General features: G+C 62.1%; 14 protein-coding genes. 7 read left to right on the forward strand and 7 right to left on the reverse strand.

The window, feature by feature from the left end; translation table 11 throughout:
- Positions 1 to 9: 9 nt before the first annotated feature.
- The 6 genes from ACYVM5_RS15050 to ACYVM5_RS15075 form a co-directional block, all read right to left on the reverse strand.
- Positions 10 to 3456 carry a DUF4450 domain-containing protein gene (locus tag ACYVM5_RS15050; protein ID WP_460618932.1) on the reverse strand — a complete coding sequence of 1149 codons (3447 nt, stop codon included), beginning with the start codon at positions 3454 to 3456 and terminating at the stop codon, positions 10 to 12.
- A 9-nt stretch (positions 3457 to 3465) separates the two neighbouring features.
- Positions 3466 to 6498, reverse strand: coding sequence for a glycoside hydrolase family 2 protein (locus tag ACYVM5_RS15055; protein WP_460618933.1), 3033 nt, complete (start codon positions 6496 to 6498; stop codon positions 3466 to 3468).
- 170 nt (positions 6499 to 6668) lie between these two features.
- The gene (locus tag ACYVM5_RS15060) at positions 6669 to 8192 is read right to left on the reverse strand and encodes a RagB/SusD family nutrient uptake outer membrane protein (RefSeq protein WP_460618934.1); all 1524 of its coding nucleotides are present in this window, start codon (positions 8190 to 8192) and stop codon (positions 6669 to 6671) included.
- Positions 8193 to 8231: 39 nt separating this feature from the next.
- Positions 8232 to 11507, reverse strand: a complete 3276-nt coding sequence (locus tag ACYVM5_RS15065; RefSeq protein WP_460618935.1) for a SusC/RagA family TonB-linked outer membrane protein — start codon at positions 11505 to 11507, stop codon at positions 8232 to 8234.
- A gap of 391 nt (positions 11508 to 11898) precedes the next feature.
- Positions 11899 to 13413, reverse strand: coding sequence for a sialate O-acetylesterase family protein (locus ACYVM5_RS15070; RefSeq protein ID WP_460618936.1), 1515 nt, complete (start codon positions 13411 to 13413; stop codon positions 11899 to 11901).
- A gap of 69 nt (positions 13414 to 13482) precedes the next feature.
- The gene (locus ACYVM5_RS15075) at positions 13483 to 14562 is read right to left on the reverse strand and encodes a glycoside hydrolase family protein (protein ID WP_460618937.1); all 1080 of its coding nucleotides are present in this window, start codon (positions 14560 to 14562) and stop codon (positions 13483 to 13485) included.
- Between the two features lie 155 nt (positions 14563 to 14717).
- Here ACYVM5_RS15075 and ACYVM5_RS15080 point away from each other — a divergent pair, with 155 nt between their 5' ends.
- From ACYVM5_RS15080 to ACYVM5_RS15110, 7 genes are all read left to right on the forward strand, one after another.
- On the forward strand, positions 14718 to 16046 hold the full coding sequence (locus ACYVM5_RS15080) for a rhamnogalacturonan acetylesterase (RefSeq protein WP_460618938.1): 1329 nt from the start codon (positions 14718 to 14720) through the stop codon (positions 16044 to 16046).
- 55 nt (positions 16047 to 16101) lie between these two features.
- Positions 16102 to 17646, forward strand: a complete 1545-nt coding sequence (locus ACYVM5_RS15085) for a glycoside hydrolase family 28 protein (protein WP_460618939.1) — start codon at positions 16102 to 16104, stop codon at positions 17644 to 17646.
- 11 nt (positions 17647 to 17657) lie between these two features.
- Positions 17658 to 18599: a glycoside hydrolase family 43 protein gene (locus ACYVM5_RS15090; protein WP_460618940.1), complete on the forward strand. Its 942-nt coding sequence runs from the start codon at positions 17658 to 17660 to the stop codon at positions 18597 to 18599.
- Between the two features lie 15 nt (positions 18600 to 18614).
- Positions 18615 to 19661 (forward strand): glycoside hydrolase family protein, encoded by a 1047-nt coding sequence (locus ACYVM5_RS15095; protein WP_460618941.1) that lies wholly within the window; start codon positions 18615 to 18617, stop codon positions 19659 to 19661.
- A gap of 165 nt (positions 19662 to 19826) precedes the next feature.
- The gene (locus tag ACYVM5_RS15100; RefSeq protein ID WP_460618942.1) at positions 19827 to 20423 is read left to right on the forward strand and encodes a TetR/AcrR family transcriptional regulator; all 597 of its coding nucleotides are present in this window, start codon (positions 19827 to 19829) and stop codon (positions 20421 to 20423) included.
- 48 nt (positions 20424 to 20471) lie between these two features.
- The gene (locus ACYVM5_RS15105) at positions 20472 to 22034 is read left to right on the forward strand and encodes an efflux MFS transporter permease (protein WP_460618943.1); all 1563 of its coding nucleotides are present in this window, start codon (positions 20472 to 20474) and stop codon (positions 22032 to 22034) included.
- Between the two features lie 66 nt (positions 22035 to 22100).
- A complete protein-coding gene (locus ACYVM5_RS15110) occupies positions 22101 to 22838 on the forward strand; it encodes an SDR family oxidoreductase (RefSeq protein WP_460618945.1) in 738 nt (245 codons plus the stop codon).
- An 89-nt stretch (positions 22839 to 22927) separates the two neighbouring features.
- On the opposite strand, the gene ACYVM5_RS15115 is transcribed toward ACYVM5_RS15110, so the two are convergent.
- Positions 22928 to 25795, reverse strand: coding sequence for a glycoside hydrolase family 2 protein (locus ACYVM5_RS15115; protein ID WP_460618946.1), 2868 nt, complete (start codon positions 25793 to 25795; stop codon positions 22928 to 22930).
- Positions 25796 to 25897: the final 102 nt, after the last annotated feature.

Consider the following 25897-nt stretch of genomic DNA (forward strand, 5'->3'; position numbering starts at 1 on the left):
GGAGAAGCATTAGTTACGGTCCAGCGTCACGCTCATCAGCCCAATCACCACATCGTTGGCCAGAGCTTTTAGGGTGAGGGATTTGAGTTTCTTGCCAGGGTCGAGGGGCAGCTCCAACACGGTGGCTGCGCCGCCGTCGATGGCGCGGGTGCTGAAGCCTTTGATGCTGGTGTACTGGCTGAAATTGCGGGTGATGAGGCCCGTTTTGAGGTGGACGCGGTAGGGGCGGGGCGCGCCGGTCTGAAAGGCAAAGCCGTCGTCGAGGTAGTCCTGTTCGATGGGCCACCACGTGTCGGGGTTGCGCAGGGGCAGGGTGGCGGTGGTGTTGTCGGCGTAGGCGATGGTGACTTCGCCATTGGAAAACTGGCTTTGCATGGCGTTGGTGGAGCCGGCCAGCAGCAGCACGGCGCGGCGGGCGCGGCCCTGCAACGGCAGCGTGACCTGGTGGGGGTAGTTGTCCCACTGCGATACGAAGAGAATATTCTTCGCGCCGGCCGCGCCGGGTATGCGCAGGGGCACGCCCTCGGGCAGGTGAATTTCGTTTTTCGAGCCGGCCAACTGGCGCAGGCCGCTGTCGTCGATATTGGCCTGGGTGAGCGGATAGCACCAGTTGCCAATGCCTTGGGTGGGCAGTTGCAGGGTGGCCACGGCAGGGCGCGGCGAGAGGTATTTGTTCTGGAAAATCTGCGTCACCCGGTCGTTGAAAGCGGCGGATAAATCCACGGTTTCCCATTTGGCAGGAGCAGGGGATTTGGTAGCAAGAGTAGGAGCAGTTGGGCGCTGAACCGTGATTTTTAGCGGCTCCCACCATACTAAATCATCTTGCTTGAGCTGCACGAAAGCGGTGCGGCTGCCCGGAACCCCAGCCACCTGCGCCGCGAGCGCCGAACCATCCAGCCGAGGCTGGCGCAACACCTGTTGCGGGTCAGAAACCTGAATAATCCGGGCGTGGGCAAACGTCGCAGCAAACGCGGCCCCGATAGCGGCTGATGCTGTTGGGGCGGCCGCATCCGGCGCATCGCCCAGCCATTCTATTTCCACCACATAGCGGGCCGCCGGGGGGATGCTGAGTTCTATAAGCGGCCGGCCCACGGTAGCGGTGACGTTGTGCCACGCGGCCGGCTGGCCGTTCACCTTCAGCGAAGCCACGCGGCTGGCCAGGGCCGGCACGCGCAGCTGTAGGGCCAACTGTTTCGGGAGGTGCGGGGTGATGGTGTAGGTTTCGCGGCGGTCCTGGCGGCGGAAACGGAAGGCCACGTCGGGCACACGGAGCGCGGCCGAATCCCAGGCGGCGGGCAGGCCGGGGCTGATGCGCAGGGTGTCGTGCAGGGCATCGGGGCGGATGCCGAACAGGCCCTCGACCAGCGAGCGGGCGGCCATGCCAACGGGGTCGGCAAAGTCGCGGTACAGCTCGCCCCGGTAGGTGTCGTAGAAAGAAATCTGCTGGAAATTGCCGGGGCTGCTGCCCAGGTACTGGCTTTCGAGCAGGGCGCTTTTCCAGAGCAGGAAGGCTTCTTCGCGGCGGCCGGCCTGCCAGTTGGCGAGGCTGGTGTGCAGGTTTTCGGCCAGCACCACGTTGTTCAGCGACCAGTCGTAGGGCTGCCAGTTCGTAGTTGAAAGCAGGTAGTAGCCAGCATCGGTCAAGCCGGCGGCACGCACCGGAATATGCGGGATTTCGGCATCGACGTAGCGCAGCGCCTGGTAGGCCTGGAAGGCATCGGGCACGTCCGAATCGAGGGTGTGGTAGATGGTCCAGAGGCCGGCGGCAGTATGGAGGCCTTTCAGGCCGAGGGCGTCCTGATATTCGGCGTACCAGCCCTGGGCGGGCAGCCAGAGCCGGCTTTGCAGTGCCCGGCGGATGTGCTCCGCCTCCTGACGGTAGGGGGCGGGGTTTTCGCCCAACAGCTGGGCCAGCTCGGCGGCTTTCTGGTTGGCGAAGTAGTTGTAGGCCGAGGTGTGAGTGACGGCCCCGCCGCTGTATTGCAGTGCATCGGAGGCCCAGATGGCGGCGTAGGCGTCGTAGAGGCCGTCGTTGTCGGGGTCGAAGTTGCGCTTTCCCCAGGCCAGGTGGCGCTGGAGCACGGGCCACATTTCGCGCGCAAACTGCAGGTCGCCGGTCCAGTTGAAATGGCGTAGCAGCTCGTCAATGAACACGAGGTTCATGTCGTAGTGGTGGGGGCGGAAATCGCCGCCGGGGTTGCGGGCTATGTAGCCTTCGCTGAACACGGTGGTGCCCAGCTTTTCGAGCTGCCGGGCCAGGTGCAGGGCGGTATCGGGCACTACGGGGCCGTTGGGCGGGCCGGTGAGCTGCGACTTGGCGTAGGCGCGAAAGTGGGTGGCGGCACGGTCGTGCCAGCCCAGCGGGTCGGCGGCGTAGGGGCCGCGCCAGCCATCGAGGCGGATGCGCCAGGCCACCGCGCCGTGCAGATACGACGGGGCTTCCCAAATGGCATCGGCGGCCACGGCCAGCGCTCCGCCGAGCGTGTTGATATAGGGGTCGGGCGTACTGATGTTGATGCGGCCGGCCCGCGCGGCGCGGGCAGTTTCGGCCCGGGCGAAAACGGCCGGCAAAGCGGGGTAATTGAGCGCAGGAGCAATTTCTGGCTTCTGTATGGCGAAGTACAGGTCTTCGCCGGCTTTGGCTGGCACCGCGCCCGCCAGCACCGGCGTGGCCGACGCGGAAGATGCCAGAAGCTGCAGCGGAGTCTCCTGCTGCGTGGCGTCGGCTACGTGCGTTTTGGAGGCCTGGGGTACTATACCGGTCAGGTTTTTGGGCTCGGCGGCGTTCGGTTTTGCCGCTTCGGCGGCATTTGCTGCTGGCTTGGCGGCCGCGCCGTAGCTTAGGGTGAAGCTGTTGTTTTTTAGCTCGAACGCATTGCCCTGGCAGTACTCCGGCTTCAGATAAAAGCTGGATTCGGGGTCGGCCCCAATGTCGCCGTCGCGGCTGAATTTTTTGCCCGTGGCCCCGCCGAAAGCCCAAAGCAGCTGCACCGAGTTAGCCGGCACATTTTCGAAGTGGGCTTTCACAATGATGCCTTCGGCCTCAGCGCGGGCCAGCACTTCGAGGTGGAGCTTGCCGGTGCCCAGCAGGGGGTCGGTGATGTCGTAGAGCATCATCCCCGGGCGGTAGCGGGCAGTGATGTTTTCGGCATTGATAAGCCACTTGCTTTGGCCGTTGGCGAGCAGGCCGAATTTCAGGTTGCCGCCCATGCCGGGCAGGTACAGGGCAAATTCGGGCAGGTCGCCGGCCTCGACGCGGAAGGCGGTGTTGGTGCCGTAGAGGGCGCGGGTGAAGCGGTGCGTGCCGTTGGTGATGACAAAATCAGAGCCTTCGGGGTGGTAGCGCAGGGTGCGCGGCTGGTTGTGCCAGAGCGCGGGCGGGGCAGGCGCGGTTTGCGCCTGGGCCGGCGAGCCAGTTAGTAGGAGTGCGCAGAAAAGGAGTGCGTTTTTGAGCATATCGGTGGATTACGGCGCTGGCGAAATGGCCGGCTTCTCATATACTTCCACTTCTACCAAGCCCAGCGTGCCGGGCGGGCCGGCTTGGTCGGTAGCGGCGGTAGGTACTTTGGGCGTTTCCAGCTCGGTGATGTTGAAGGCATCTTTGGCCTGGGTGGTGCCGGTTAGCTCGATGCGCAGCTTCTGGCCGGTGCGCGGTGGAAATGTCGCCGTGAAATAGCCCAGGCTGCGCTCCGTAGTGCCGCTGAACACTTCCTGCCCGTCGACTAAAATGCGAATGGGATAGGTGCTGGTGCGCCAGCCGGTCACTTTCATGGCAACTTGGCTGACGGGGGCGGGCCGGGCCAGCGCGTATTCAATCCACGGCCGCGACTCCTTGCGGTCCGAAATCCACTCCGACAACTCATTGTCATCGAAGCTGAAAGCCGCATTGGCAGTGTTGGAGCTGGCCGTTACGGCGGTGATTGGCACCGTCACCCGCGAGACTATGAACGACGGTCCGGCCGGCGTGGGCCCGCGCCGCAAACTCACCGGCAAATCTGCGCCGGGCAGCTGCATGGTCAGGCCATTTTCTACTTTCACAGGTTCCGATTTCAGGTTGACCGAAGCGGATTTCAAGCCCTCGGAAGAGGCGGTGATGCTGATTTTGCCGGCCTGCGTAGTACTGCGAATGAGCACGCGGTTCACCCCGCCTTCCACCGGCAGGCTTTTGGCCAGAATATAGTTGCCCGGCCCCTGCGCCAGGCCGCCGCGCCACTCGGCCGGCCCGCTCAGCGTGAAGTTCACCATGTTAAGCGCCGTGGGACAGCGGCGGCCCTGCACATCTACCGCTTCCACCTGAACCAGGGCCAAATCGGTGCCATCGGCGTGCAGGCCGGCCGGACTGAGTATCGGGCTGAGGCGCAGGGCCACGGCCGGGCCGGCAGTCTGGTGCTCGGCTTGGCTCACAGATTTGCTGGCCGCGTCGTAGCTCACTGCGCGGAGGGTGCCGGGCTGCCAGGCCACGTTTTTGAAAGTGAACAGGAAGCGGTAATTCTGCTGCCCAAAACCCAGCGACTTGCCGTTGAGAAATAGCTCCACTTTTTCGCCGTTCGATACCACGTCCACGTTTTTCACCGTGCCTGTTTTGTAGTTCCAATGGCCGATGATGTGCGTGCGGGGTTTTTCGGGCTCTACCCAGCCGTCCCACATTACCTGGTGGGCGTAGTAGCCGTCTTTGGCGATGCGCAGGGCGTCGACTTCGCCGCTGCGGCGGTAGTTTTCCTCGCCCCGGTAGTGGGTGTTGGTGTCGCTGAACACGATGTTGACGCCACCGGCGCTGCTGCGCGTGCCGGTGCCGGGCCGCTCGTGCCAGTAGTCGTACCAGCGCATCACGTCCTCGCGGGCCTGCGAGTCCTGGTTGCGGTTGTAGTCGGCGGCATTGGCACCTTTGTAAAGCGGGCCGGCCCCATCCTTGTGAAAGGGCGGCGTGAGCTCATCCCAATACTTGCGCAGGGCCTCATCGCGCGAGTATTCCATGGCCCAGAGCGGCTTGGTGGCGCTTTTGTTGATGTAGAGCATCTCTCCGCCGTACTCGGCCTGCGGAATGTCCAGCATCTCGCGCGAGCCGATGGCGCGGCCGCCGTGCGGGTCATATTGATTGCGAATGTCCTTCAGCTCCTGCATATGGGCGGCGCTGATGCTCTCGTTGCCGCCCTCGTAAAACAAGATGCTGGGGTTGTTGCGGTTGTAGATGATGGCGTCGCGCATCAGCTCCAGGCGCTGGCCCCAGCGGCGGTCGGCCACGTCTTTTTCGGCGTCGCCGGCGGGCATGGCCTGGGGTAGGCCCACCCGGTCGCAGCTCTCGATGTCCTGTTTCCAGGGCGTGACGTGCATCCAGCGCACCAGGTTGGCGTTGCCGGCCACCATCAGGCCGTTGCTGTAGTCGGAGAGCCAGGCGGGCACGCCCAGGCCCACGGCGGGCCACTCGTTGCTGGTGCGCTGGGCGTAGCCGTGCACCTGCATGGCGCGGTTGTTGAGCTTGATGAGGCCGTGGGCGAATTCGGTTTTGCGGAAACCGGTGCGGGTTTTTACTTCGTCAATGACTTTTTTGTCAACAATGAGCCGGGTCGAAACCGTATACAGATACCCGTAGCCCCAGCTCCAGAAATGCAGCCCATTGAGGGCGGCGCGGGCCGTCACCGTTTTGGTTTCGCCCGGCTGCAAGGTGGTTTCGCCGCCGCTGAACGTGCCGATGGTTTTGCCCTCGCCATCGGCCACCGACGCTTCAAACGCGAACGTGCGGGCGGTCGGAAGCTCGTTTTTTACCTGCGCTTCGGTTACCACCGTGGCCCGGCCGCCGGCTACGTCGAAATCCTGGGCATAGACATATACGCCCGTAGTGCTCAGCGTGGAAAATAGCGGCAGCGTCTGGTGCAGCGGGCTCATCACGTGTAGAAACACGTTTTTCGGGATGCCGCCGTAATTGGCGTTGAAGTTGCGGTTGCTCCATTGGAACATCTGGCTGCTGGCTTTCTCTTTGTAATCCCAGTCGTTGTCGGTGCGCACGGCCAGCACGTTTTCCTGGGGGGCGGGCCGAAGGAAAGGCGTCAAATCGAAGCCCACGGCCATTACGCCGTTTTCGTGCAGGCCCAGGCGCTGGCCGTTCAGGTAGAACTCGCCGGCCAGCCGTACGCCCTCAAACTCAATAAATATTTTTTGGCCCGCCGCCCCGGCCGGCAGTCGGAAACGCTTGCGGTACCAGGCCACGCCGGTGCTCAAATCCTTGATGTCTTTGCTGAATGCCTCGTCTTCGTTCCAGGCGTAGGGCAGCGTCACCTTTTTCCAGCTCGCATCATCAAAGCCGACAGCCTCCGCGCCGGGGGTATCGCCCACCCGCACCTTCCAATCCGGGTTGAAGTTGAATTTTAAGCGGCCGGTCGCCGGGGGCGTAGCGTGGGCGGAAGCGGCCAGCTTCAGCAGCAACAGCCCGCACCAAAAGCAGCAGCGCACCAAGCGCCTACGCGCCAACAGGCTGAGAAATAAGCAGGACAGTTGCGGCATGGGGTGGGAAATAGGAGGGAGGAGCAAAAGAAGCGGCCGCGGCCGCCCGCACTGTCCTGTACTGTGGGGTGCGGGGGGCGGGCCGAACGCAGCTACGCCCGGTTTCGGCCCCGCCGGCGCATTGCCAACCAAAGCCAAAACCGGGCGCAGCGCCTCAGCAAACAGTTTTTCTAGTAACCGTCGTTCTGGTCGTAGAGGCCGGGTACGGCGGCCAACTCGGCCTGCGGCACAGGATAGAGCAGCAGGTTGGCGGTGATGGGCCGGGTGATTTTGTTGAACGGCGGGGCCAGGTCTTCGCGCGCAGCCCAGGCGTTCATCACGGTCAGGGCCAGGCCGGAACGCATGAGGTCGTTCCAGCGCAGGTTTTCGCCGGCAAACTCGCGGCGGCGCTCCTCCATGAGGCTTTCCAGGGTGAGGGTGGTGAGGGCCGGCACGCCCGCCCGCACCCGGATGGGGTTCACCAGCAGCAGGGCATCGGCTGTGCTGCCGCCCACGCCGTGCATCTGGCATTCGGCCTTCATCATCAGGATGTCGGTGTAGCGCAGCACGATGTAGTTCAGGCCCCAGTCGGTGCGGCTGGCGCCTTTGGCGGCCACGTTCACATACTTTTTGAAGAACGGCCGGGTATCCGAGGTGGTCGTCGCTCCGGTGACGTACGAGTAGCCAAACTGGATGTTGAATGCCCGGCGCAGGTCGGCGGTAGCATACGAGCTTATCAGGTCGTTCGAAGTGGGTTTGATTTCGACCGAGCCGGCCGAGAACGACAGACCTAGCTGCGTGTAGTAGCCATCGGGCACCACAATGTTCTGGAACGAGCCGCCCACCGAGCCGTTGGCGAAGTACTGAATGTCGAAGATTACCTCCGAGTTATTCTCGGCCGTGGGCGAGAAAATGCCGGCGTAGGTGGCCTGGGTGGCGTAGCGGGCCGTGCCTTTGGCCGCGATGATGTCGTCGAGCAGGGCGTTGGCCTTGTCGTACTCGTTGGAGTTCAGGCCGGGGCCTTTGATGTTGTACGTCGGGCCCGAGCGGGTGAGGTACACCAGCGCCAGAATGCCCTTGGCGGCGCCGGCCGTCACGCGGCCCACGTTGGCCCCCGTGTAGGAGGTGGGCAGGTTGGTGATGGCGGTGCCCAGGTCGCTAAGAATCAAATCGTACACTTTGGCTACATCGGCGCGCGGAATCTGGGCCACCTCGCGGGGCAGCAGGGCGTGGTCAATCACGGGCACGCGGCCAAACTTGCGCACCAAATCGAAGTACATGAAGGCCCGGATGAACTTGGCCTCGCCCTCGTAGCGGGTGCGCAGCGCGGCCGGCACCACCGAGCCATTGGCGGCCAGCTGGTCGAGCATGACGTTGGCCCGGTAGATGGCGGCGTAGTCCGAAGCCCAAGCATCGGCCACGATGGCGTTGATGTTGAGCAGCGTGGAGAAGTTGTTGATGGGGTCCCAGTCGCGCCCGCCCACGGCGCTGGAGGCGTAAATATTGTCGGAGCGCACTTCCGACAGGTACACTTCGCGGTCGGGATAGCCGCGCAGCGTGCTGTACACCGAGGTCATGGCCTGGTCGAAGTCGGCGGCCGATTTATAGAAATCCGGCACCGAGCCGTTCGAAATCGGCAGCTGGTCCAGGTCTTTTTCGCAGCCGCTCAGGGCCACGGCACAGGCCAGGCTTAAGAAGAGGAATATACGTTTCATGGGAATTTTCAGAAGGGTGAGCGGGACAAACCCAGCCGATTAAAAAGTGAGGTTCAGGCCCAGAATCAGGGTTTTGGCCAGCGGCAGTCCGCCGTAGTCCGAGCCCGACACGAAGGTGCTGCCGTTGTTGGTGTTCAGGGCGTCGGGGTTGAGGCCGCCGTAGTAGTTGTCGTGCCCAAACCAGTTTTCGGCCGTCACGTAGATGCGGGCGCCTTGTGCCACGCTCTTCTTGATAATCAGGCCCAGGTCGTAGCCCAGCGTGATGGTGCGCACCCGGTAGTAATTCGACGAGTACAGCCAGTCGGTGTTGCGGATGAAGGTGGTGCTCAGCGGCGTAGCCTTGCCCTTGATGCCGTCGCCGGGGTTATCGGCCGACATCCACCGGTCGCGCACGCGGCCCAGGGCGTTTTCCTTGTAGCCCACGCCCATCCGGTCGATGGCCCGGCCCAGGGTGGAGTAGATGGAGCCGCCGGCCTGGCCCTGCACCAGGAAGCTCAGGTCGAAGCCCTTGTAGCGAAGCGTGTTGGTCATGCCGTAGGTGTAGGTGGGGTTGGGGTTGCCCACCACCTGGCGGTCGTTGAAGTCAATTTTGCCGTCGCCGTTGAAATCCTCAAACTTAGGCTCGCCGGCCGACTGCGTGCCCAACTGGGCCACTTTGCCGTCGATGTCGGCCTGGGTGAGAATCCCGGTCTGCTTCACCACGAAAATGCTGTAGATGGGCAGGCCCACTTTCAGGATGTTGCTGGGCGTATCGAGGCCGTTGGGCACCTCAATGGTGGCATCGCCGGGGCCCAAGTGCACCACTTTGTTCTCGTTGTGGCTCAGGTTGAAGGAGGTTGTCCAGGAGAAAGCGCCTTCCACGTTGCGGGTGTTCAGCTCCAATTCCCAACCGTTGTTGCGCACCTCGCCAATGTTTTGCAGGCTGGTGGTGAAGCCCGCGCCGCTGGCCACGGGCACGTTCAGGAGCAGGTCCTGGCTGGTTTTGGTGTAGTAGTCGGCCGAGGCCGTGATGCGGTTTTTGAGGAAGGCCACGTCCACGCCAAAGTCCACGGTACGGTTGCGCTCCCATTTCAGCTGCGGGTTGCCCACTTTGTTGGGGGCCTGGCCCGTCACCTGCACGGCCGAAGTGCCGCCGAGGGCGTAGTTGGCAAAGCCCAGCGTGGCAATGCTGCTGTAGTCGCCGATGGTGTTGTTGCCGGAGTAGCCCAGGCTGCCGCGTAGCTTCAGGTCGCTCAGCACGTTGGTGGTGGCCGCCATAAACGGCTCCTGCGAGATGCGCCAGCCGGCCGATACGGCCGGGAACACGCCGGCCCGGTCCTCGTACCCGAAGCGCGACGAAGCATCGCGGCGCACGCTGGCCGAAACCAGGTACTTGCCATCGAAAGCGTATTGCAGGCGGCCGAAGTACGAAAGCAGCACGCTCTGGGTCTCGGTGGTGTAGTTGGCGGCCGTGCCGGTGATGTTCGTGGCCGCGTTCAGCGTGGTCAGGTTGTTGTTGATGAAGCCGCCATTCGCAGCCAGAGCCACGTTGTCGAGCTTGGAGAAGTTGTAAGCCTGGCCCACCAGCACCGAAAAGTCGTTTTTGCCGATGACCTTGCTGTAAGTGGCCGTATTCTCGTTCACAAACGTCTGGCGGCGGAAACCGGAGTACGAGCCGCTGGCCAGCGAGGAGGTCAGGTTGCGCGCGGGCGGCTGAAACGACTTCGACGTAGCATCGGTGTTGTCCATGTTCAGCGAGGAGCGCAGGCGCAGGCCCGCAATGGGCTGGAACTCGCCAAACACGGTGCCCAGCGTGCGGAACGTGCGGGTGTCGCCTTGGTAGGCCTTGATGAGGGCAATGGGGCTGTTGGCACTCACGCCCCAGCGGTAGGCTTCGTTTTTGCCGTAATTCGTATTCACGCCGGCCGTGTCTTCCACCACCGGCGTTTCCGACAGCAGCTGGTGGAAGCGGTTGTCCTTGCCTTCAATGCCCGGGTCGGTGGCAATCGAAAACGACGGGCTCACCGTCAGGCCGAAGCGCAGCTTGTCGCTGGCTTTTACTTCCACGTTGGCGCGGGCCGAGTAGCGCTTGTAGTCGAGGCCGATGGCGAAGCCCTGCTGGTCGCTGTAGTTGCCCGATACAAAGTAGTTTACGTTATCGGTGGCCCCGGAGGCGCTCACCTGGTAGCTCTGGCTGAGGCCGGTACGGTAAAGCTGGTCCTGCCAGTCCACAAAGGCCAGCCCGGGGTGGCCGGGCAGCGCCCAACGCTCGTCCAGCATCAGGTCGGTGTTGTACTGTGTGGCGGTCAAGGGCGTGGGCAGCAAGCCCGTGGTAGCCAGTGGCGTGCTGTTGATAATCTGGCGGCGGGTGGCGTTGTCCTGGTCGGCGGTGCGGGGCCGGGCGCCGGGCGTGGTCGGCGTCGAGCGCACCCAGTTGGTGTTGATGATTTCCGTGGCCTTCGCAATCCACTCGTCGCCGCTCAGCAGGTCGAGCTTTTTGGCGGCCCGCGAGCCGCCCACGTAGGAATTTACGCTGATTTGGGGCTTGCCCGAGCGGCCGCGCTTGGTGGTGATGAGCACCACGCCGTTGGCCGCCCGCGAGCCGTAGATGGCGGCCGCGGCCGCATCCTTCAGCACCTCAATCTTCTCAATGTCGTTGGGGTTGATGTTGTCGAGCGGGCTGCCGGCGCTGAAACGCCCGCCGCCGTTGGCCGCCGCCGTCTCCAGCGGAAAGCCGTCGATTACATACAGCGGCTCGTTGCCGGCCGAGATGGAGCCCGCCCCCCGCACCTGAATGCTGAAGGCCCGGCCGGGCACGCCCGATACCTGCTTCACCTGCACGCCGGCCAGCTGGCCCACCAGCGCCTGGTCGACGCGGGCAATGGGCCGCTCTTCCAGCTTGCGGGCGTCCAGGGTGGCGATGGCGCCGGTCACGTCGGCGCGCTTCTGGGTGCCGTAGCCCACCACCACTACCTCGTCGAGGCTCTTGGTGTCGTCGCTCAGCTTCACGTTGAAGCTGCCGGGGCCGGAGAAGGGTTTCTCCTGGGTTTGGAATCCGATAAAGCTGAATACCAGCGTGCCGGCCTTATCGGGTACCGAAATGCTGAACGAGCCATCGGCGTTGCTGGTGGTGCCCAGGGTGGTGCCTTTCACCACCACGGTCACGCCGGGCAGGCCTTCGCCGCTGGGCGAGGTCACTTTGCCGGTCAGCTGCCAGTCGGCGGCTACGTGGCGCACCGGGTGCGCGGCGGCCAGTGCCGTTCCCGGCCCCGCCAACAGGAGCATTGGCACACACGCCGCAAGACGCAAACGATGCCAGGGATAAAACTTCTTCATGAGCGTATGAACTTGGGTGAGATTTTTTTTGAAGAAAGAAGGAGCGTGGAAGCGGAACCTGAGGCCAATATTAGGAGGGTGTTTTGCCGGTACTCTCCTGTAGACTACTGCTTAGGGCCACTTCGTTTAGTAGTTGCTTACTCACTACTGTTGAGGCTGGCGGCCCTGGCCGGGGCTTTGGGGCGCGGCTGGGAGCAAAATGCCGCTGGGTGGCGGTGGCCCCAGCCGGTATGGGCAGTTGCAGCTACCCATACCGGCCTTGTCCGGGTCTTTTTGGTAGAATTGGTAGCAACCGACCGGGGTTCACCACTCATCTATGCAAAAATCTATTTTTTCTAATTAATAGCCTTCCCGCACCCTCCTGCCTGCTTCCCAAAACGATTCCCGGCTCCTATTCTTTGCCCTGCGTGGGCGTGCGCCACTGGTCGGTGCGGAAGGGCGAGGCGGGCAGCCCCGCGCCGTTGAACAGGTTGGGCATCGGCGACTTAGCCCAGCCAAAGCGCACCGCTACTGGCTGGGCCACCTGCGGGCTGCTTACCACCACCGTGCGGCCCACAATGCGCGCCCGGGCGGGCCGGAACACGCTGTCGGGGCCGGCCACGGTGAACTCGCGCAGGTCTCCGTCGCGGCTCAGCAGGCCCCCGGCGTAGTCGAAGGTGAGGATGGCCTCACCATTTTTCACCCGCATGGCCTGGTAGCGCGGGCCGGAGTGGGGGAGGGCCTGCTCGCCGTAGGTTTTGGCCAGGGCCCACAGGGCCAGGCGGTGGCCCACGGTCTGCTTGTCGCGCGGGTGGATGTCGAGCGAGTCGCCCACGTCGGTGGTCACCACCATGCCGGTGTGCGGCACGGCTTGCCAGGAAAGCAGCTGCGCTTCGCGAATTTCGGGGTTCTGGCCCTTGTGCGGGGCTATCTGCACGAAGTAGAACGGCAGGCTGGGCTGCTGCCAGTCCTGCCGCCAGTTCGCAATCATCGCCGGAAACAGGGTGCGGTACTGGTAGGCGCGTTCGGCGTTGCTCTCGCCCTGGTACCAGATTACGCCGCGCAACGTATACGGCTCCAACCCGCGAATCATGCCATTGTAAAGCTTGGCGGGCGACTTATTGCTGGTGGCGCTCAGTGGCTCTTCCGGCTTGGGGCGGGTGGTTTGCGGGTTGTCGATTTTCTCTTGTTTCCAGGCCGCTAAGGCGGTTTCGTAGGCTGGGCGCTGCGTGAGGCCCAGGGCGTAGCGCGTGAGGATGGGCCGCAGCACAGGGTTGGATTCCAGCACCTCCCGCCGCGTCCAGGATTCGGCCGGAGTGCCGCCCCAGGAGGAATGAATAAGTCCCACCGGCACGCCCAGATTCTGATGAATTTCCAGACCGAAAAAGTAGGCCACGGCCGAGAATTTGCCCACGGTTTCGGGGCTGCACACCACCCAGCTGCCAGCCACATCGCGTTGCGGCGCATCGGCCACCCGCTCCGCTACCGTGAACATGCGAATGGCCGGAAAATGGGCCTGCGGAACCACCTCCGCCGCATTCTTGACGCCCGTCATCCATTTGGCTGAGCCCTTATCCACCGAGAATTTCATGTTCGACTGCCCCGAGCACAGCCAGACTTCACCTAGCAGCACGTTGTTGATGATGAGCTTGTTTCGGCCTTCGATGGTGATGGTGTGGGGGCCGCCGGCCTTGGTGGTAGGCACGCGCACCAGCCAGTTGCCTTGCGCGTCGGCGGTGGCTTTGGCGGGGGCTTTTTGCCAGCTGGTGGCTACCGTCACGGCCTCGCCAGGGGTGGCCCAGCCCCACAGCGCCACGGTGGTTTTTTGCTGGAGCACCAGGTTATCGGTCAGCAGCGCGGGCAGGGTAATATCGGCGCGGCTGAGGCGGGGAAGAATCAGCAGCAGAAGCAGGAAATAGCGGGCCATGAGTGGAAGTAGAGCGGACTTTTAGTCCGCGAGTTGAACGATAGAACCGGCGCGGACTAAAAATCCGCGCTACCCAACCTTCAGAATAAATGCCGAGGCCGTCATCTCCTTGCCGCCCTGCGAGGCGCAGAACAGGTACTCGGGCTTGCCGTTGCGCAGCAGCAGCTGTGGCCGTTCGAGGCGGCCGTAACGCTTGAGTTTGGGTGGTGCGGGCGGCTCCTGCACGCCGTAGTCGCGGATGGGCAGGAAGGCGATTTTGGGAAAAGTCCAGGCCTTGCCGTCTGCAGATTCGAGGTAGAGGCCCACTTCCTGGCTGTACACGCCCATGTCGCGGGCCAAGAGGCAAAATTTGCCGTGCTGCCGCCACACAAAGGCATCCTCGAATTGCTTGTTGTTGCCTTGCTTGGAGAAATCAATGACCGGATTCCCTTCAAATTTTATATAGGGCCCGGCCAGCTTATCGGCCACGGCGAGGCCGTACTTGCGGTTGCCGCGAATTTCCTGGCCTTTCGCCTCCTCGTATTCCCGCGTGTTCCAGGACTTGTAATAAAGCCAATATTGCCCGTTGGGGTGCTTGATGAAGGCCGGGTTGGTGGTGCAGTGGTCGTCCCAGGCCCCGGCGGGGCCAGGCAGCAGCAGCGGGGCATCGGGGCGCGTCCAGGGGCCGTTGAGGGTGGGAGCGGTGGCCATTCCGATGCGCTTGGTATCGGTCTTGCCGTTGGAATTGCCCATGAAAAACAGGCAATACTGTCCATCCACGAACTGAATGCTGGGGTTGTGGCAGGTGGTGGCGTCCCAATGGCCGGGGCCGCGCGGAGCCAGCACGGTTTCGAGCACGGTGAACGGGCCAGTGGGCTTGTCGGCTACCGCATGGGCTATTTCGGAGCCGTTGAGCCAGCCGCCCATGCCCTTCTTCGCATCCCAGCGCGAGAAGAATACGTGCACCTTCCCATCGGGGCCATAAATGGGCGAATTGCACCATACATAATAATCGGGCAGCTCCAGCGCCCGGCCCACGGGCCGCAGGTGCTTGCTGAACTTGGCGAAATCGGCTTTGGGATAATCAATGAGCCGGCCCGTGAAACCGGCCAAAGCGCGAGTCAGCGGAGCCAGCAATAAACCAGTCAGAAAGGTGCGACGAGCCAGCATAAGCGAGGGTGGGATGTGGGAAACGGGTGAGATGGTGACGCAACTACGGCCGCTTTTCCGCCGGCACTCTCCTGCACTCTGCCGGAGCCATGACAGTGCAGGTAAGCACTGGTAGCCGCCGCCGGTACTTTTAGCCTACTCGTCACTTCCCGCCCATGAAAATTCGCCTTCTGACCATAGCGGCCGGTATGCTGCTTGCCGCTTCTGCTGCCGCACAGTCGCCTAAAACGTCTTTCAAGTTTGATTTCGGCCCCGGCAAAACGGCCGCCGGCTACCAGCAGGTGCTGCCCACGGTGGCGTATTCTGATGCCACCGGCTACGGTTTCGATTTCGGCACAACGGTGACGGGCGTAGACCGAGGCGGCAAGGATGCGCTGAAAAGCGACTTTGTGACCAATAAGCAGCCCTTTTATTTCTCGGTGAAGCTGCCCGAGGGCAACTACAACGTGACCGTAACGCTGGGCGACCCCAAAGGCCCCAGCAGCACGTTTCTAAAAGCTGAATCGCGCCGGCTGCTGCTCGAAACCACCGCCACCAAGTCCGGCCAGCTTCTCACCCAAACCTTCACGCTCAACGTCAAGAGCCGCCGCATCAACGACACCGAAACCGTGAGCCTCAAGCCCCGCGAGTTGCACAAGCTGGACTGGGACGACCGCCTCACCCTCGAATTCGACGGCTCCAACCCTTGCTTGGCTGCCCTGGAAATCACGCCCGCGCCCACCGCCACCACCATTTTTCTGGCCGGCAATTCCACCGTGGTGAACCAGGACGACGAGCCCTGGGCCGCCTGGGGCCAGATGCTGCCGCGCTTCCTGCGGCCCGGTGTGGCCGTGGCCAACCACGCCGAATCGGGCCTCACGCTGGGCAGTTTCCTCAGTTCCAAACGCCTCACCAAAGTGTTGAGCGTGATGAAGCCCGGCGATTACCTCTTCATCGAATTCGGCCACAACGACCAGAAGGACAAGGGTGAAAACGACGGGGCCTGGAAAGCATACACCGAGCGGCTGCACCTTTTCGTGCAGGAAGCGCGCAGGAAGGGTGGCATCCCGGTCATTGTCACGTCCACCAGCCGTCGCACCTTCGGGGCCGATGGCAGGATTGAAAATAGCCTCGGCGATTTCCCCGCCGCTGCCCGAAAAGCAGCTGCCGACGAGAAAGTAGCCCTGATTGATTTGAATGCCATGTCGGCCAGGCTCTACGAAGCCCTCGGCGTAGAGGAGTCGAAAAAAGCCCTCGTGCATTACCCCGCCAACACCTACCCCGGCCAGACCGAGCCGCTGGCCGACAACACCCATTTCAATCCCTACGGCGCTTACGAACTGACCAAGTGCGTGGTCGAAGGCATCAAAGCCAACAAGCTGGGCCTGGTGAAATTCCTGAAAAACGACACGCCGCCGTTCGACCCGTCCAGGCCGGACGCGCTGGCGAACTGGGTCTGGATGGATAGCCCCCGCAGCGCCGTGACCAAGCCGGACGGGAATTAGCCGCGCAATCGGAACCCTGACTGTTGCTACAAATCAAACGCACCCATTTCCCTCAATGGTAAATAGAGCTTCCCTAAACGCAATTCGCCGCCTGTTCTGGCTGAGTATCTGCGTGACTGTTGTGGCCCGCGCTACGGCAGCGCCGGCTGATAAACGCCACCTCCTGATTGCGCCGGGCACCCTCACCGAGAATTCCGTTACGCTCCTTTGGGACAAGGAATCAGGGAAAGAAATGGCAGCTTACGAGCTGGCGTTGAATGGCAAAGCCCTGGCTTCGACCGGCAAAACCAATTACACAATTGGCCAACTGGCACCCGCCACGCAATACACCATCCGGCTGAGCGTGAAACCCGCCAACGGCCAGCCGGCCCAGGAATTCAGCACGCTTACCTTCAAAACCGCTGCCAAAGGCAAGGTGTACAACGTGCTCGATTACGGTGCGAAAAGCGACACCGCCGTCATCAACACCAAAGCCATCCAGGCGGCAATAACTGCCTGCGCGGCGGGCGGCACGGTCTATATTCCGAAGGGCACGTTCGTGTCCGGCGCGCTTTTTTTGAAGAGCAACATGACGCTGCGAATTGAAGGCGTGCTGAAAGGCTCGGCAGCGCCCGACGACTACCTGCCGATGATTCTGAACCGTTTCGAAGGCTGGGAACTGAGCACCTATGCCAGCCTGCTCAATGCCGGCACGCTCAATCGCAACGGCTACACCGTTAGTAACGTGCGCATCACGGGCGGCGGCACTATCTCCGGCGGCGGGCGGCGGCTGGGCGACGCCATGACCAAAGCCCACGGCTTGCGCAGCCGGGGCCGCCTCATCTGCCTGTTGAGCGCTGAGAACGTGAGCATTTCGCACCTCACCGTGACGGAACCGCCCTGCTGGACCATCCACTACATCTACAGCCACAACATCAGCTGCCACGACCTAGCCATCGTCACCAAAGGCATCCACAACGGCGACGGCATCGACCCCGATTCATCCACCGATTCCTACATTTTCAACTGCACCTTCGATACTGGCGACGACTGCATCGCCATCAAATCGGGCAAAAACCCCGAAGGCTTCACCATTGGCAAGCCCACCCGCAACGTGCGGATTACCGATTGCGATTTCCTGCGCGGGCACGGCATTTCCATCGGCAGCGAGATGTCGGGCGGCGTGAGCGAGGTGCTGGTGCAGGACTGCAAAGCCGGCCCTCTGCTACACGGCATGCAAATAAAGGGCACCAAAGACCGGGGCGGCTACGTCCGCAACGTCACCGTCAGGGAGTGCCAGCTGCGCCAAATCACCATCTTCTCGGCCGTCAATTACAATAACGACGGCGCCCCCGCCCCGGAAGTGCCCACGTTCGAAAATTTCAGCTTCCAGAACATTGACCTGTCCGAAGCCTCCGTCGCTGAGCCCGCCATCAACATCAACGGCTTCAAAGACCCCGCCCACCGGCTGCGCAACGTCACGTTCAGCAACATCCGGCTGCCTGAAAATGCGAAAGTCGTCATCAATGACGCCGAGCGGGTCAGCTTTACGGAGGTAAAATCGCCCAGCGGGGCCAAGCCGGCTTATTCGGTAATGGGCAGTGCTGATATAAGCTACTAAGCAGTTTGACGATGAAAATTACCGCCTTCCTCGCCTTCGTCGGAATTCTGGCCGGCCCCGCCCGCGCCCAAACGGCGCTCCCTAAAAACGAAGCCCTCATCTTCTGCTACTTCAAAAACAACGGCCAGGACGGCCTGCACCTCGCCAGCAGCCGCGATGGCTACACCTGGACCGCGCTGAAACACGACAGCACTTTCCTGCGCCCCACCGTGAGCCAGGACCGGCTGATGCGCGACCCCTGCATCCTGCGCGGCGCCGACGGTCTGTTCCACATGGTCTGGACGGTGAGCTGGCAGGACAAAGGAATCGGCTACGCCACTTCCAAAGACCTCATTCATTGGAGCGAGCAACGCTTTCTGCCCGTGATGGCCCAGGAGCCCGGCACCCGCAACACCTGGGCCCCGGAAATCAGCTACGACCCCGTCACCAAAACCTACCTCATCTACTGGGCCAGCACCGTCACGGGCAAATTCCCGGAAACCCAGAGCCCGGAGGAAAAGGGCTACAACCACCGCATCTACGCCACCAGCACGAAGGATTTCCAGGCCTTCACGCCCACCAAACTCCTCTATGAGCCCGGCTTCAACGTCATCGACGCCAGCATTCAGTCCGTTGGCCAGCGCTACGTCATGTTCCTGAAGGACGAAACCCGCGAGCCCGTGCAGAAGAACCTGCGTGTGGCTTTTGCCGATAAGCTGGCCGGCCCCTACGGTCCGGCCTCGGCGCCCATCACTGGGAATTACTGGGCCGAAGGCCCAACGGCCATCAAGCTGGGCGCGGAGTGGCTGGTGTATTTCGATAAGTACCGCGAGCACAAGTACGGAGCCATAAAATCTACCGATTTGACGCACTGGACCGATGTTTCTGACCAAATAAAGCTGCCGGCGGGCCTGCGCCACGGCACCATTTTTCGTGTCTCGGCCCAAGAGCTGAAGCGGCTGGAGCAACAATAGAAACAGCTAAATCCGATGCCTAAAATCTGGTCTGGCCTGGCTTTGAGCCTGTTGGGAATTGTGCTGGCAATGGTGGCCCCCAGCCCCGTCGCTGCGCAAAAACCTGCGACAAAATCGGCCGCAAAACCCGCACCCAAACCCCTATTCCGCGACCCCATTTACGACGGCGCGGCCGACCCCGTAATTATCTGGAACAAGCAGGCGAAAAAGTGGTGGATGTTCTACACCAACCGCCGCGCCACCGATACCACTGCCCACGGCGTCACCTGGGTGCACGGCACCCGCATCGGCATCGCCGAATCGGGCGACGGCGGCACCACCTGGACCTACCGCGATACTGCTAACATCAACTACCGCCCCGACCGCGGTTACACCCACTGGGCCCCCGACATTGTAGAGGACAAAGGCCGCTACCACATGTTCCTGACCTACGTGCCCGGCACCTTCACCGACTGGAACCACCCACGCGTCATCATCCAGCTCACCAGCACCGATTTACAAAACTGGCAATACGTCCAGACCCTGCCGCTCATCACCGATAAAGTCATCGACGCCAGCGTGTTCAAGCTGCCCGACGGCACCTGGCGACTGTGGTACAACAACGAGCGGGACCACAAATCCATCTACTATGCCGACAGCCCCGACCTGCGCCACTGGACCGACCACGGCCAGGCCCTGAACGAGCGCGGCGAAGGCCCCAAAGTATTCCGCTGGCACGAACAGTACTGGATGATAATTGACCAGTGGAAAGGCATGGCCGTCTATCATTCCGATGACCTACTGCACTGGCAACCCCAGTCCGAGCGCATGCTCGAACTGCCCGGCCAGGGCCGCGACGACCAGGCCATTGGCGGCCACTGCGACGTGGTGGTGAGCGCCGGCCGCGCCTACGTGTTCTACTTCACCCACCCCGGCCGCAACAAAGCCAACCCCGCCCCAGCCAATTCAATCGCCGCCAAACGCAGCGTAATCCAGGTTGCCGAGCTGGAATTCAACAACGGCAAGCTGACCTGTGACCGGGACAAGCCCACCTATGTGCAACTGCTGAAGCCTGCCAAATAACGCCTGGCGGTGTAGAGACGCATATTTGCGTCTCGTCGTTAGTATCGTTCGGGCGTTGTTTAAACGTTAACCGTGCAACGACGAGACGCAAAATATTGCGTCTCTACAAAACTTTTCTGACGACCATTCAGTTTTAATACCAAACGGTATATTTGCACCGTCATCATGTCCAAAGCCGAGCGCACCCGCCAGTTCATCATCGAGCAAACGGCCCCTGTTTTCAACAAGCAGGGCTACGCCGGCACGTCCCTGAATGACCTCACGGCCGCCACTGGCCTCACCAAGGGGGCCATTTACGGCAACTTCGAGAACAAGGAAGAAGTGGCCCTGGCTGCCTTCGACCACAACCTCGGGCTGGTGCTGGAGGGCCTGCGCGCCGGCACCAATAGCAGCGCCCCCGTGCGCGAGCAGCTGCTGGCCATGCCGCGCTTCTACCGCCAGCGCTACCCACAACTCAAGCAAAACGGCGGCTGCCCCATCCTCAACGCCGCCGTGGAATGCGACGACGCGCCGCCCACTGCCCTGCTCCAGCGCGTGCAGGACAGCCTCGCCAAATGGCACCGCAACCTCGTGCGCCTCATCGAGAAAGGCCAGCAAACCGGCGAAATCAAGCCCACGGCCGAGGCCAGCCGCTACGCCAACCTGTTCATCACCCTCACTGAGGGCGGCATTCTGGTTTCGAAAGCCACGGGCAGCTCCGCGGCCCTCTTCACCAGCCTCGACCACATCGAGCACTTGATTGAAACTGAGCTGGTAGCCTGATATTTTTTTGCTCAAAATTATACCGATTGGTATATAATCCTGTTTCTGATGAGCCCACTCCGCCTTTTCCTGCTGTGCAGCACGGTCATTGCCGCTGCTGTGATGGAGCTGATTGACACCAGCATTGTGAACGTGGCGCTCTCGCACATGAGCGGCAACCTGGGCGCGACGCTGGCCGATACTTCGTGGGTTATCACGTCTTACGCCATTGCCAACATCATTATTATCCCGATTACCAGCTTCTTAGCTGCTCGTTTTGGGCGGCGGCGCTACTTTATCGGGTCGATTATCCTGTTTACGGTGGCCTCGGTGCTGTGCGGCACGGCGGGCAATATCTGGACGCTGGTGGCCTTCCGCTTCGTGCAGGGGCTGGGCGGCGGGGCGCTGCTGTCTACGTCGCAGACTATTGTGTTTGAAGCGTTTCCGCCGGCCAGGCGCGGGGTGGCGAGTGCGCTGTTTGGCATTGGCGTATTTACCGGGCCTACCATTGGGCCGACTTTGGGCGGCTACATTCTGGACGTGAGCACCTGGCACTGGATATTTCTGGTGAATGTGCCCATCGGCATTGTGGTCACCATTGCGTCGTTTTTCCTGGTGAAGGAGCCAGCCGTGCAGGTGGCACGCAACACGCTGCGCATGGACTGGGTGGGGCTGTTTTTGCTGATTGTGGGCGTGGGTGCGCTGCAGGTGGTGCTGGAGCGTGGGCAGGAAGAAGACTGGTTTCAAACGGCTTACATCATCCAGTTGAGCGTGGCGGCGGCGGTGGGCATCGGGGCCTTCATCTGGTGGGAATTGACCACGGAATTTCCCATCGTGAACCTGCGGGTGCTCAGGAGCCGGACGCTGGCGGTGGCGGCCGTGCTCACGTTTGTGACGGGTGCGGGCTTGTTCACGTCGGTGTACCTCACGCCGGTATTTGCCCAGCGTCTGTTGCATTTTCCGGTCCTCGATACCGGCTTGCTGCTGCTGCCGGGCGCGGTGCTGGCCATTTTCTGCCTGATACTGACGGCGCGGGCGCTACAGGGCGGCGTGCCCATTCCGGTGGTGGTTTCGTTGGGGTTTTTGCTGTTTTTTGCTTTTAGCTGGCGCATGGCGCTGCTCAATGGCACGGCCGGCAAGGGCGATTTTTACCTGCCCCTGATATTCCGCGGGGCGGGGCTGGCGCTGCTCACGGTGCCGCTCACCGCGCTGGCGGTATCGGGCCTGCCGCTGAAAGACATTGCCCAGGGCGCGGCCCTCAACAACATGATGCGCCAGCTGGGCGGCTCCTTCGGCATTGCCATTGTCAACACCTTTCTGGCCACGCAGTTCGCGGTGCACCGGCAGGCGCTGGTAGCCCATCTCACGGCCGGCGACCTGAACGTGGCTGAACGCCTGGCCGCCGGGGCGCAGCTGGTGGCCGTGCGCCTCGGCCAGCCGGTGCTGGAGGCCCAGCGCCGCGCCTATGCGCTACTGGATGCGACCGTGAATCAGCAGGCGGGCATCATGAGCTACAACGATGCTTTTCTGCTGGTGGGCTGCTTTTTTCTGGCGGCCATGCCGCTGCTGCTGCTGGTGCTGAAGCACAAGGCCGGCAGCGGGCCGGTGCAGGTGAGCTTGTCGGACCACTGATGCCCGTGCCTTTTATCCAAAGCCTGTTTTTTCCATTTCTCCCCTCATTTTTCCAATCCAACCAACATGAACATCTCCAATAAAACCGTGCTCATCACGGGCGGCGGCTCCGGCATCGGCCTGGCCATTGCCAAAACCCTGAGCGAAAAAGGCAGCCGCGTCGTCATTGTGGGGCGCAACGAGGCGAAACTGCGGCAGGCCGCCGCACAGGTGCCCGGCGTGGCCACCGTTGCCTGCGACATCACCAACGGGGCCGATGTGACCCGGCTGGTGCAGCAGGTGCAAGCCGAATTTGGCGACCTGGGCGTGCTCATCAATAACGCCGGCCAAGCTTCGGCTTATCAGCTGACTACGGGCTCGAACGCGTTTTCCAAAGCGGAAGCCGAAATGGCGACCAACTACCTGGCCATGATACGCCTGACCGAGCTACTGCTGCCCGTGCTGAGCCAGCAGCCCGAAGCGGCCGTGGTCAACGTGTCGTCCATCGTGGCCTTCGCGCCAAGTGCGGCCGTGCCCACGTATTCGGCCAGCAAGGCTGCCGTGCACTCTTACACGCAGGCGCTGCGCCACACGCTGGCGAAGGCTACCAACATCCGCGTGTTCGAGCTGATGCCGCCGCTGGTCGATACCGAGTTTTCGGCCGAAATAGGGGGCGCCAACGGCATCCTGCCGCAGCAGGTAGCCGATGAGCTACTGGCCGGCCTGGAAAACGACGACGACGAAATCCGCGTGGGCCAGACGGCTCAGTTCTACGAGTTTCAGCGGGCTTCGCCGGCCGAGGCGTTTGCTTCGATGAACGGCTAGTTTGTTTTAGCTGCTGACTGCCATCAATTACGGAGAGACTCGCTTAAATAACATTCGCGCCCTTCGTATATTGGTGGCAGTCAGTAGCTTTAAAACAAATCATCCTTGGCCGGCGCGATGTAGGGCTGGGGCTTGCTGTCCGTCGGCGGCAGGCCGAAGTAGAAGTAGAGGGTGCGTTTGGTGGGTGCGCCCGTGAGGTGGTTCGGCTCGCTATTTGGGCCGAGGCGCTCGGGGTGCTGGTCGATGTTGAGGCCGAGCTTGGTGCCGATGGGCGGGATGCCGTCGAGGAAGGAAATGTCGCCAACCGGCAGGCCGGGCTGGGGTTTGACACCGCTCAGGCCGTAGAAATTGAAGCGCCGCACGAACAGGTTTTTATCGGGACTGGCGACGAGGAAGGCGCCTTCCACGGTGTTGAATTCCATCCAGGCGATGTCGGCGAAGTAGCCTTTGAACTCGGGGTAAATCCAGGGTGCGGCGGCTGTTTGGGTGTTGTTATTCGCATTCTCCCACACGTTGAGTGTGGTGCCGGCCAGACGATTTTTCCAGGCGCGGTACGGACCCTGCCCCAGCCATTTAGCGCCAATCACGAAGTTCTCGGGGTAGCTGAAACTGAGACCGGTGAAGGGGAAATCGCCGGTGAGGGCGTATTCGTAATCCAGCTGCAGCCAGCCGGTGGCGTGCATTTTCCAGCGCACGGTTTTGAGGTCGCCGGTGTAGTTGGCCTCCACCACTTCGCCGTCGGGCTCGGTGCGGTGCGTGAGGCCGGTGAAGGTGGCGGTGCCGGCCACCAGCACGGGGCCGTTGGTGAAGCTGAGCTTGTCGCCGTTGTTGCCCTTCACGCCGCTGAGGTGGCCGTTGGTTTTGTTGAAGGTGACCGAAATGTTGCTGGCCGTGAGGCTGAGCGTGGAGTCGGTTTCGGCCACCTGCACGGCCAGCTTGTCCTTGGCTTGCACGGCCAGCACGCCATCAAGCAGCTTGGCGTTGCCGCCGGTTTTCCAAGTCCATTTGTACACCAGGTTTCTGGCCGGGTCGAAGGCGGAGAGGACAATTGCATCGTAGTTTTTCCAGTCTTTGGGCAATTCCAGATTCAGCTTGCCGGTGGCGAGCGGGGCCAGATTAGGGCTTTTGATGCGGCTTTTCTTGCCGGGCAGGCTGCCCGCAAACGGGTCGCTGGGCTTGCGGAAATTCACCAGCTCCCACTGGAAAAAGCACTGGCTGAGGTTGGTGAAATGGTAGCGGTTTTCGATTTCTACCTTGCTGTCAAATTTGGCCGGCAGCTCTTTCAGGGTAATGTGAATGGGCGAGAAAATCTCGCGGATAGCGAAGAAGCTGCCTTCCTTTTCGCGGTGCGGGCCCAGGAGGCCATCGGGCGCGTTCACGCCGTTCACGTCGATGATGTTGTGCTGGTCGGTGCGGACGATGCCTTCGTCGACCATGGCCCAGAGGAAGCCGCCGCCTGAGCGTTGGGCCTTCCAGTGCAGCTCCCACATATCGGCCAGGCCGGCGCCGCCGCCGCCATCGTCCTGGCTGTGCAGGAATTCGGTGGGCATGTAGATGAGCGAATCGGCGAGGATTTTCTGGGTGCTGTAGTAGTCCTCGTAATGGTTGCAGTCGATGCCGCTGTAGGCGTTGCCGGGCCGGTGGTGGGGGTGAATAACGGGGCGTTTCGTGAGGTCGTATTGGTAGAACACGGCGTCCAGTTCCTTATTGGTGCCGCCCTCGTTGCCGTTGTCCCAGAAAATGATGCTGGGGTGGTTCTGGTCTTTCTCCACCATCGAGCGCGCGAGGGGCGTGCCGGCTTTGGTACTGTAGAATTTCTGCCAGCCGGCCAGTTCATCCAGCACATACAGCCCCAGCGAGTCGCAGAGGTGCAGAAACTCGGCATCGGGCGGGTAGTGCGACATGCGCACGGCGTTCATGTTCATCTCTTTCAGCAGCTTCACGTCCTGTAGCTGGATGCTGTCGTTGAGGGTGCGGCCGGTTTCGGGCCACCAACTGTGGCGGTTGGTGCCCTTCATTTTTACCTGCGTGCCGTTCACGTAAATGCCCTTGCCGCGCCGCACTTCAATGGTGCGAAAGCCGAAGGCTTCGGTGGTCTGGTACTGGGTTTCGGAGCCGGTACGCAGCGTGAGGCGGGCGCGGTAGAGGTTGGGCGTTTCGGCCGTCCACTGGCGCGGGTTTTTGATGGTGGTGCTGAGGCGGGCCACGGTATCGCCGGCTGCTATCGTGGCGCTGGCGGTGCCCACGGTTTGGCCGGCTTGGTCGAGGATTTCTGCTTGCAGCTGGGTGGCCTGCTTCACATTGTGCACGTTGGCGCGGAGCGTGAAGCTGCCGTTGGCGCGGGCGTCAATGGCCACGTTATCGGCGTATTGCTCTGGGTAGGATTGCAGGTACACCGGCCGGAAAATCCCGCCAAAAACCCAGTAGTCGGCCAGCCGCTCGGCGTTGTTTACACTGGGCTCGGCCGACATCTTGCTCACTTTCACTTCCAGCAAATTGGCCTCGCCAAATTTTAGCTTGTCGGTGATGTCATATTTAAACCGATAGAACGCGCCCTGGTGAATAGCCCCGGCTACCTGCCCGTTCACCTTCACTTCGGTGTCCGTCATCGAGCCTTCGAACACGATTTCGACACGCCGTCCGCGCCACGCGGCCGGCACCGTGAAGCTGTGCTTGTAGAGCCCCTGCTCATCGGCGAAGCGGAAGTTTTTGCCGTAGGTTTTGTAGTCGCGGCCGTAGTTGTAGAGGCCAAAACCCTGCTGCTCCCAGCACGAAGGCACGGCAATGGTGGTCCAGTAGCCGCTTTTGCGCCCGCCGGTGCAGTAGAAGTCCCACTTCACGGTGGGGTGGTTGTCGCGGCCAGAGAGGTACTGGATTTGGCGCTGGGTGGCGGGCGTCTGGGCGTGGGTGGGGTGGACCAGCAGCAACGTTAGGAGCAGGATGCAGAGGTATTTCATGGCGGTGTAGCGACGCGACGCTTCGCGTCTCCTCGGTGCTGATGTAGTTGTGGCGTAGCGTTTAGCCCGGAGACGCGAGGTGTCGCGACTCTACACCGTTCG

The organism is Hymenobacter ruber (genome assembly GCF_054783255.1).

Bases quoted from the DNA above. Each gene is read 5' to 3' on its own strand.
- ACYVM5_RS15090 (WP_460618940.1), top strand. From the start codon at position 17,658: ATGAAAATTACCGCCTTCCTCGCCTTCGTCGGAATTCTGGCCGGCCCC.
- ACYVM5_RS15060 (WP_460618934.1), bottom strand. From the start codon at position 8,192: ATGAAACGTATATTCCTCTTCTTAAGCCTGGCCTGTGCCGTGGCCCTG.
- ACYVM5_RS15095 (WP_460618941.1), top strand. From the start codon at position 18,615: ATGCCTAAAATCTGGTCTGGCCTGGCTTTGAGCCTGTTGGGAATTGTG.
- ACYVM5_RS15075 (WP_460618937.1), bottom strand. From the start codon at position 14,562: ATGCTGGCTCGTCGCACCTTTCTGACTGGTTTATTGCTGGCTCCGCTG.
- ACYVM5_RS15065 (WP_460618935.1), bottom strand. From the start codon at position 11,507: ATGAAGAAGTTTTATCCCTGGCATCGTTTGCGTCTTGCGGCGTGTGTG.
- ACYVM5_RS15050 (WP_460618932.1), bottom strand. From the start codon at position 3,456: ATGCTCAAAAACGCACTCCTTTTCTGCGCACTCCTACTAACTGGCTCG.
- ACYVM5_RS15085 (WP_460618939.1), top strand. From the start codon at position 16,102: ATGGTAAATAGAGCTTCCCTAAACGCAATTCGCCGCCTGTTCTGGCTG.
- ACYVM5_RS15055 (WP_460618933.1), bottom strand. From the start codon at position 6,498: ATGCCGCAACTGTCCTGCTTATTTCTCAGCCTGTTGGCGCGTAGGCGC.
- ACYVM5_RS15105 (WP_460618943.1), top strand. From the start codon at position 20,472: ATGAGCCCACTCCGCCTTTTCCTGCTGTGCAGCACGGTCATTGCCGCT.
- ACYVM5_RS15115 (WP_460618946.1), bottom strand. From the start codon at position 25,795: ATGAAATACCTCTGCATCCTGCTCCTAACGTTGCTGCTGGTCCACCCC.
- ACYVM5_RS15110 (WP_460618945.1), top strand. From the start codon at position 22,101: ATGAACATCTCCAATAAAACCGTGCTCATCACGGGCGGCGGCTCCGGC.
- ACYVM5_RS15100 (WP_460618942.1), top strand. From the start codon at position 19,827: ATGTCCAAAGCCGAGCGCACCCGCCAGTTCATCATCGAGCAAACGGCC.
- ACYVM5_RS15070 (WP_460618936.1), bottom strand. From the start codon at position 13,413: ATGGCCCGCTATTTCCTGCTTCTGCTGCTGATTCTTCCCCGCCTCAGC.
- ACYVM5_RS15080 (WP_460618938.1), top strand. From the start codon at position 14,718: ATGAAAATTCGCCTTCTGACCATAGCGGCCGGTATGCTGCTTGCCGCT.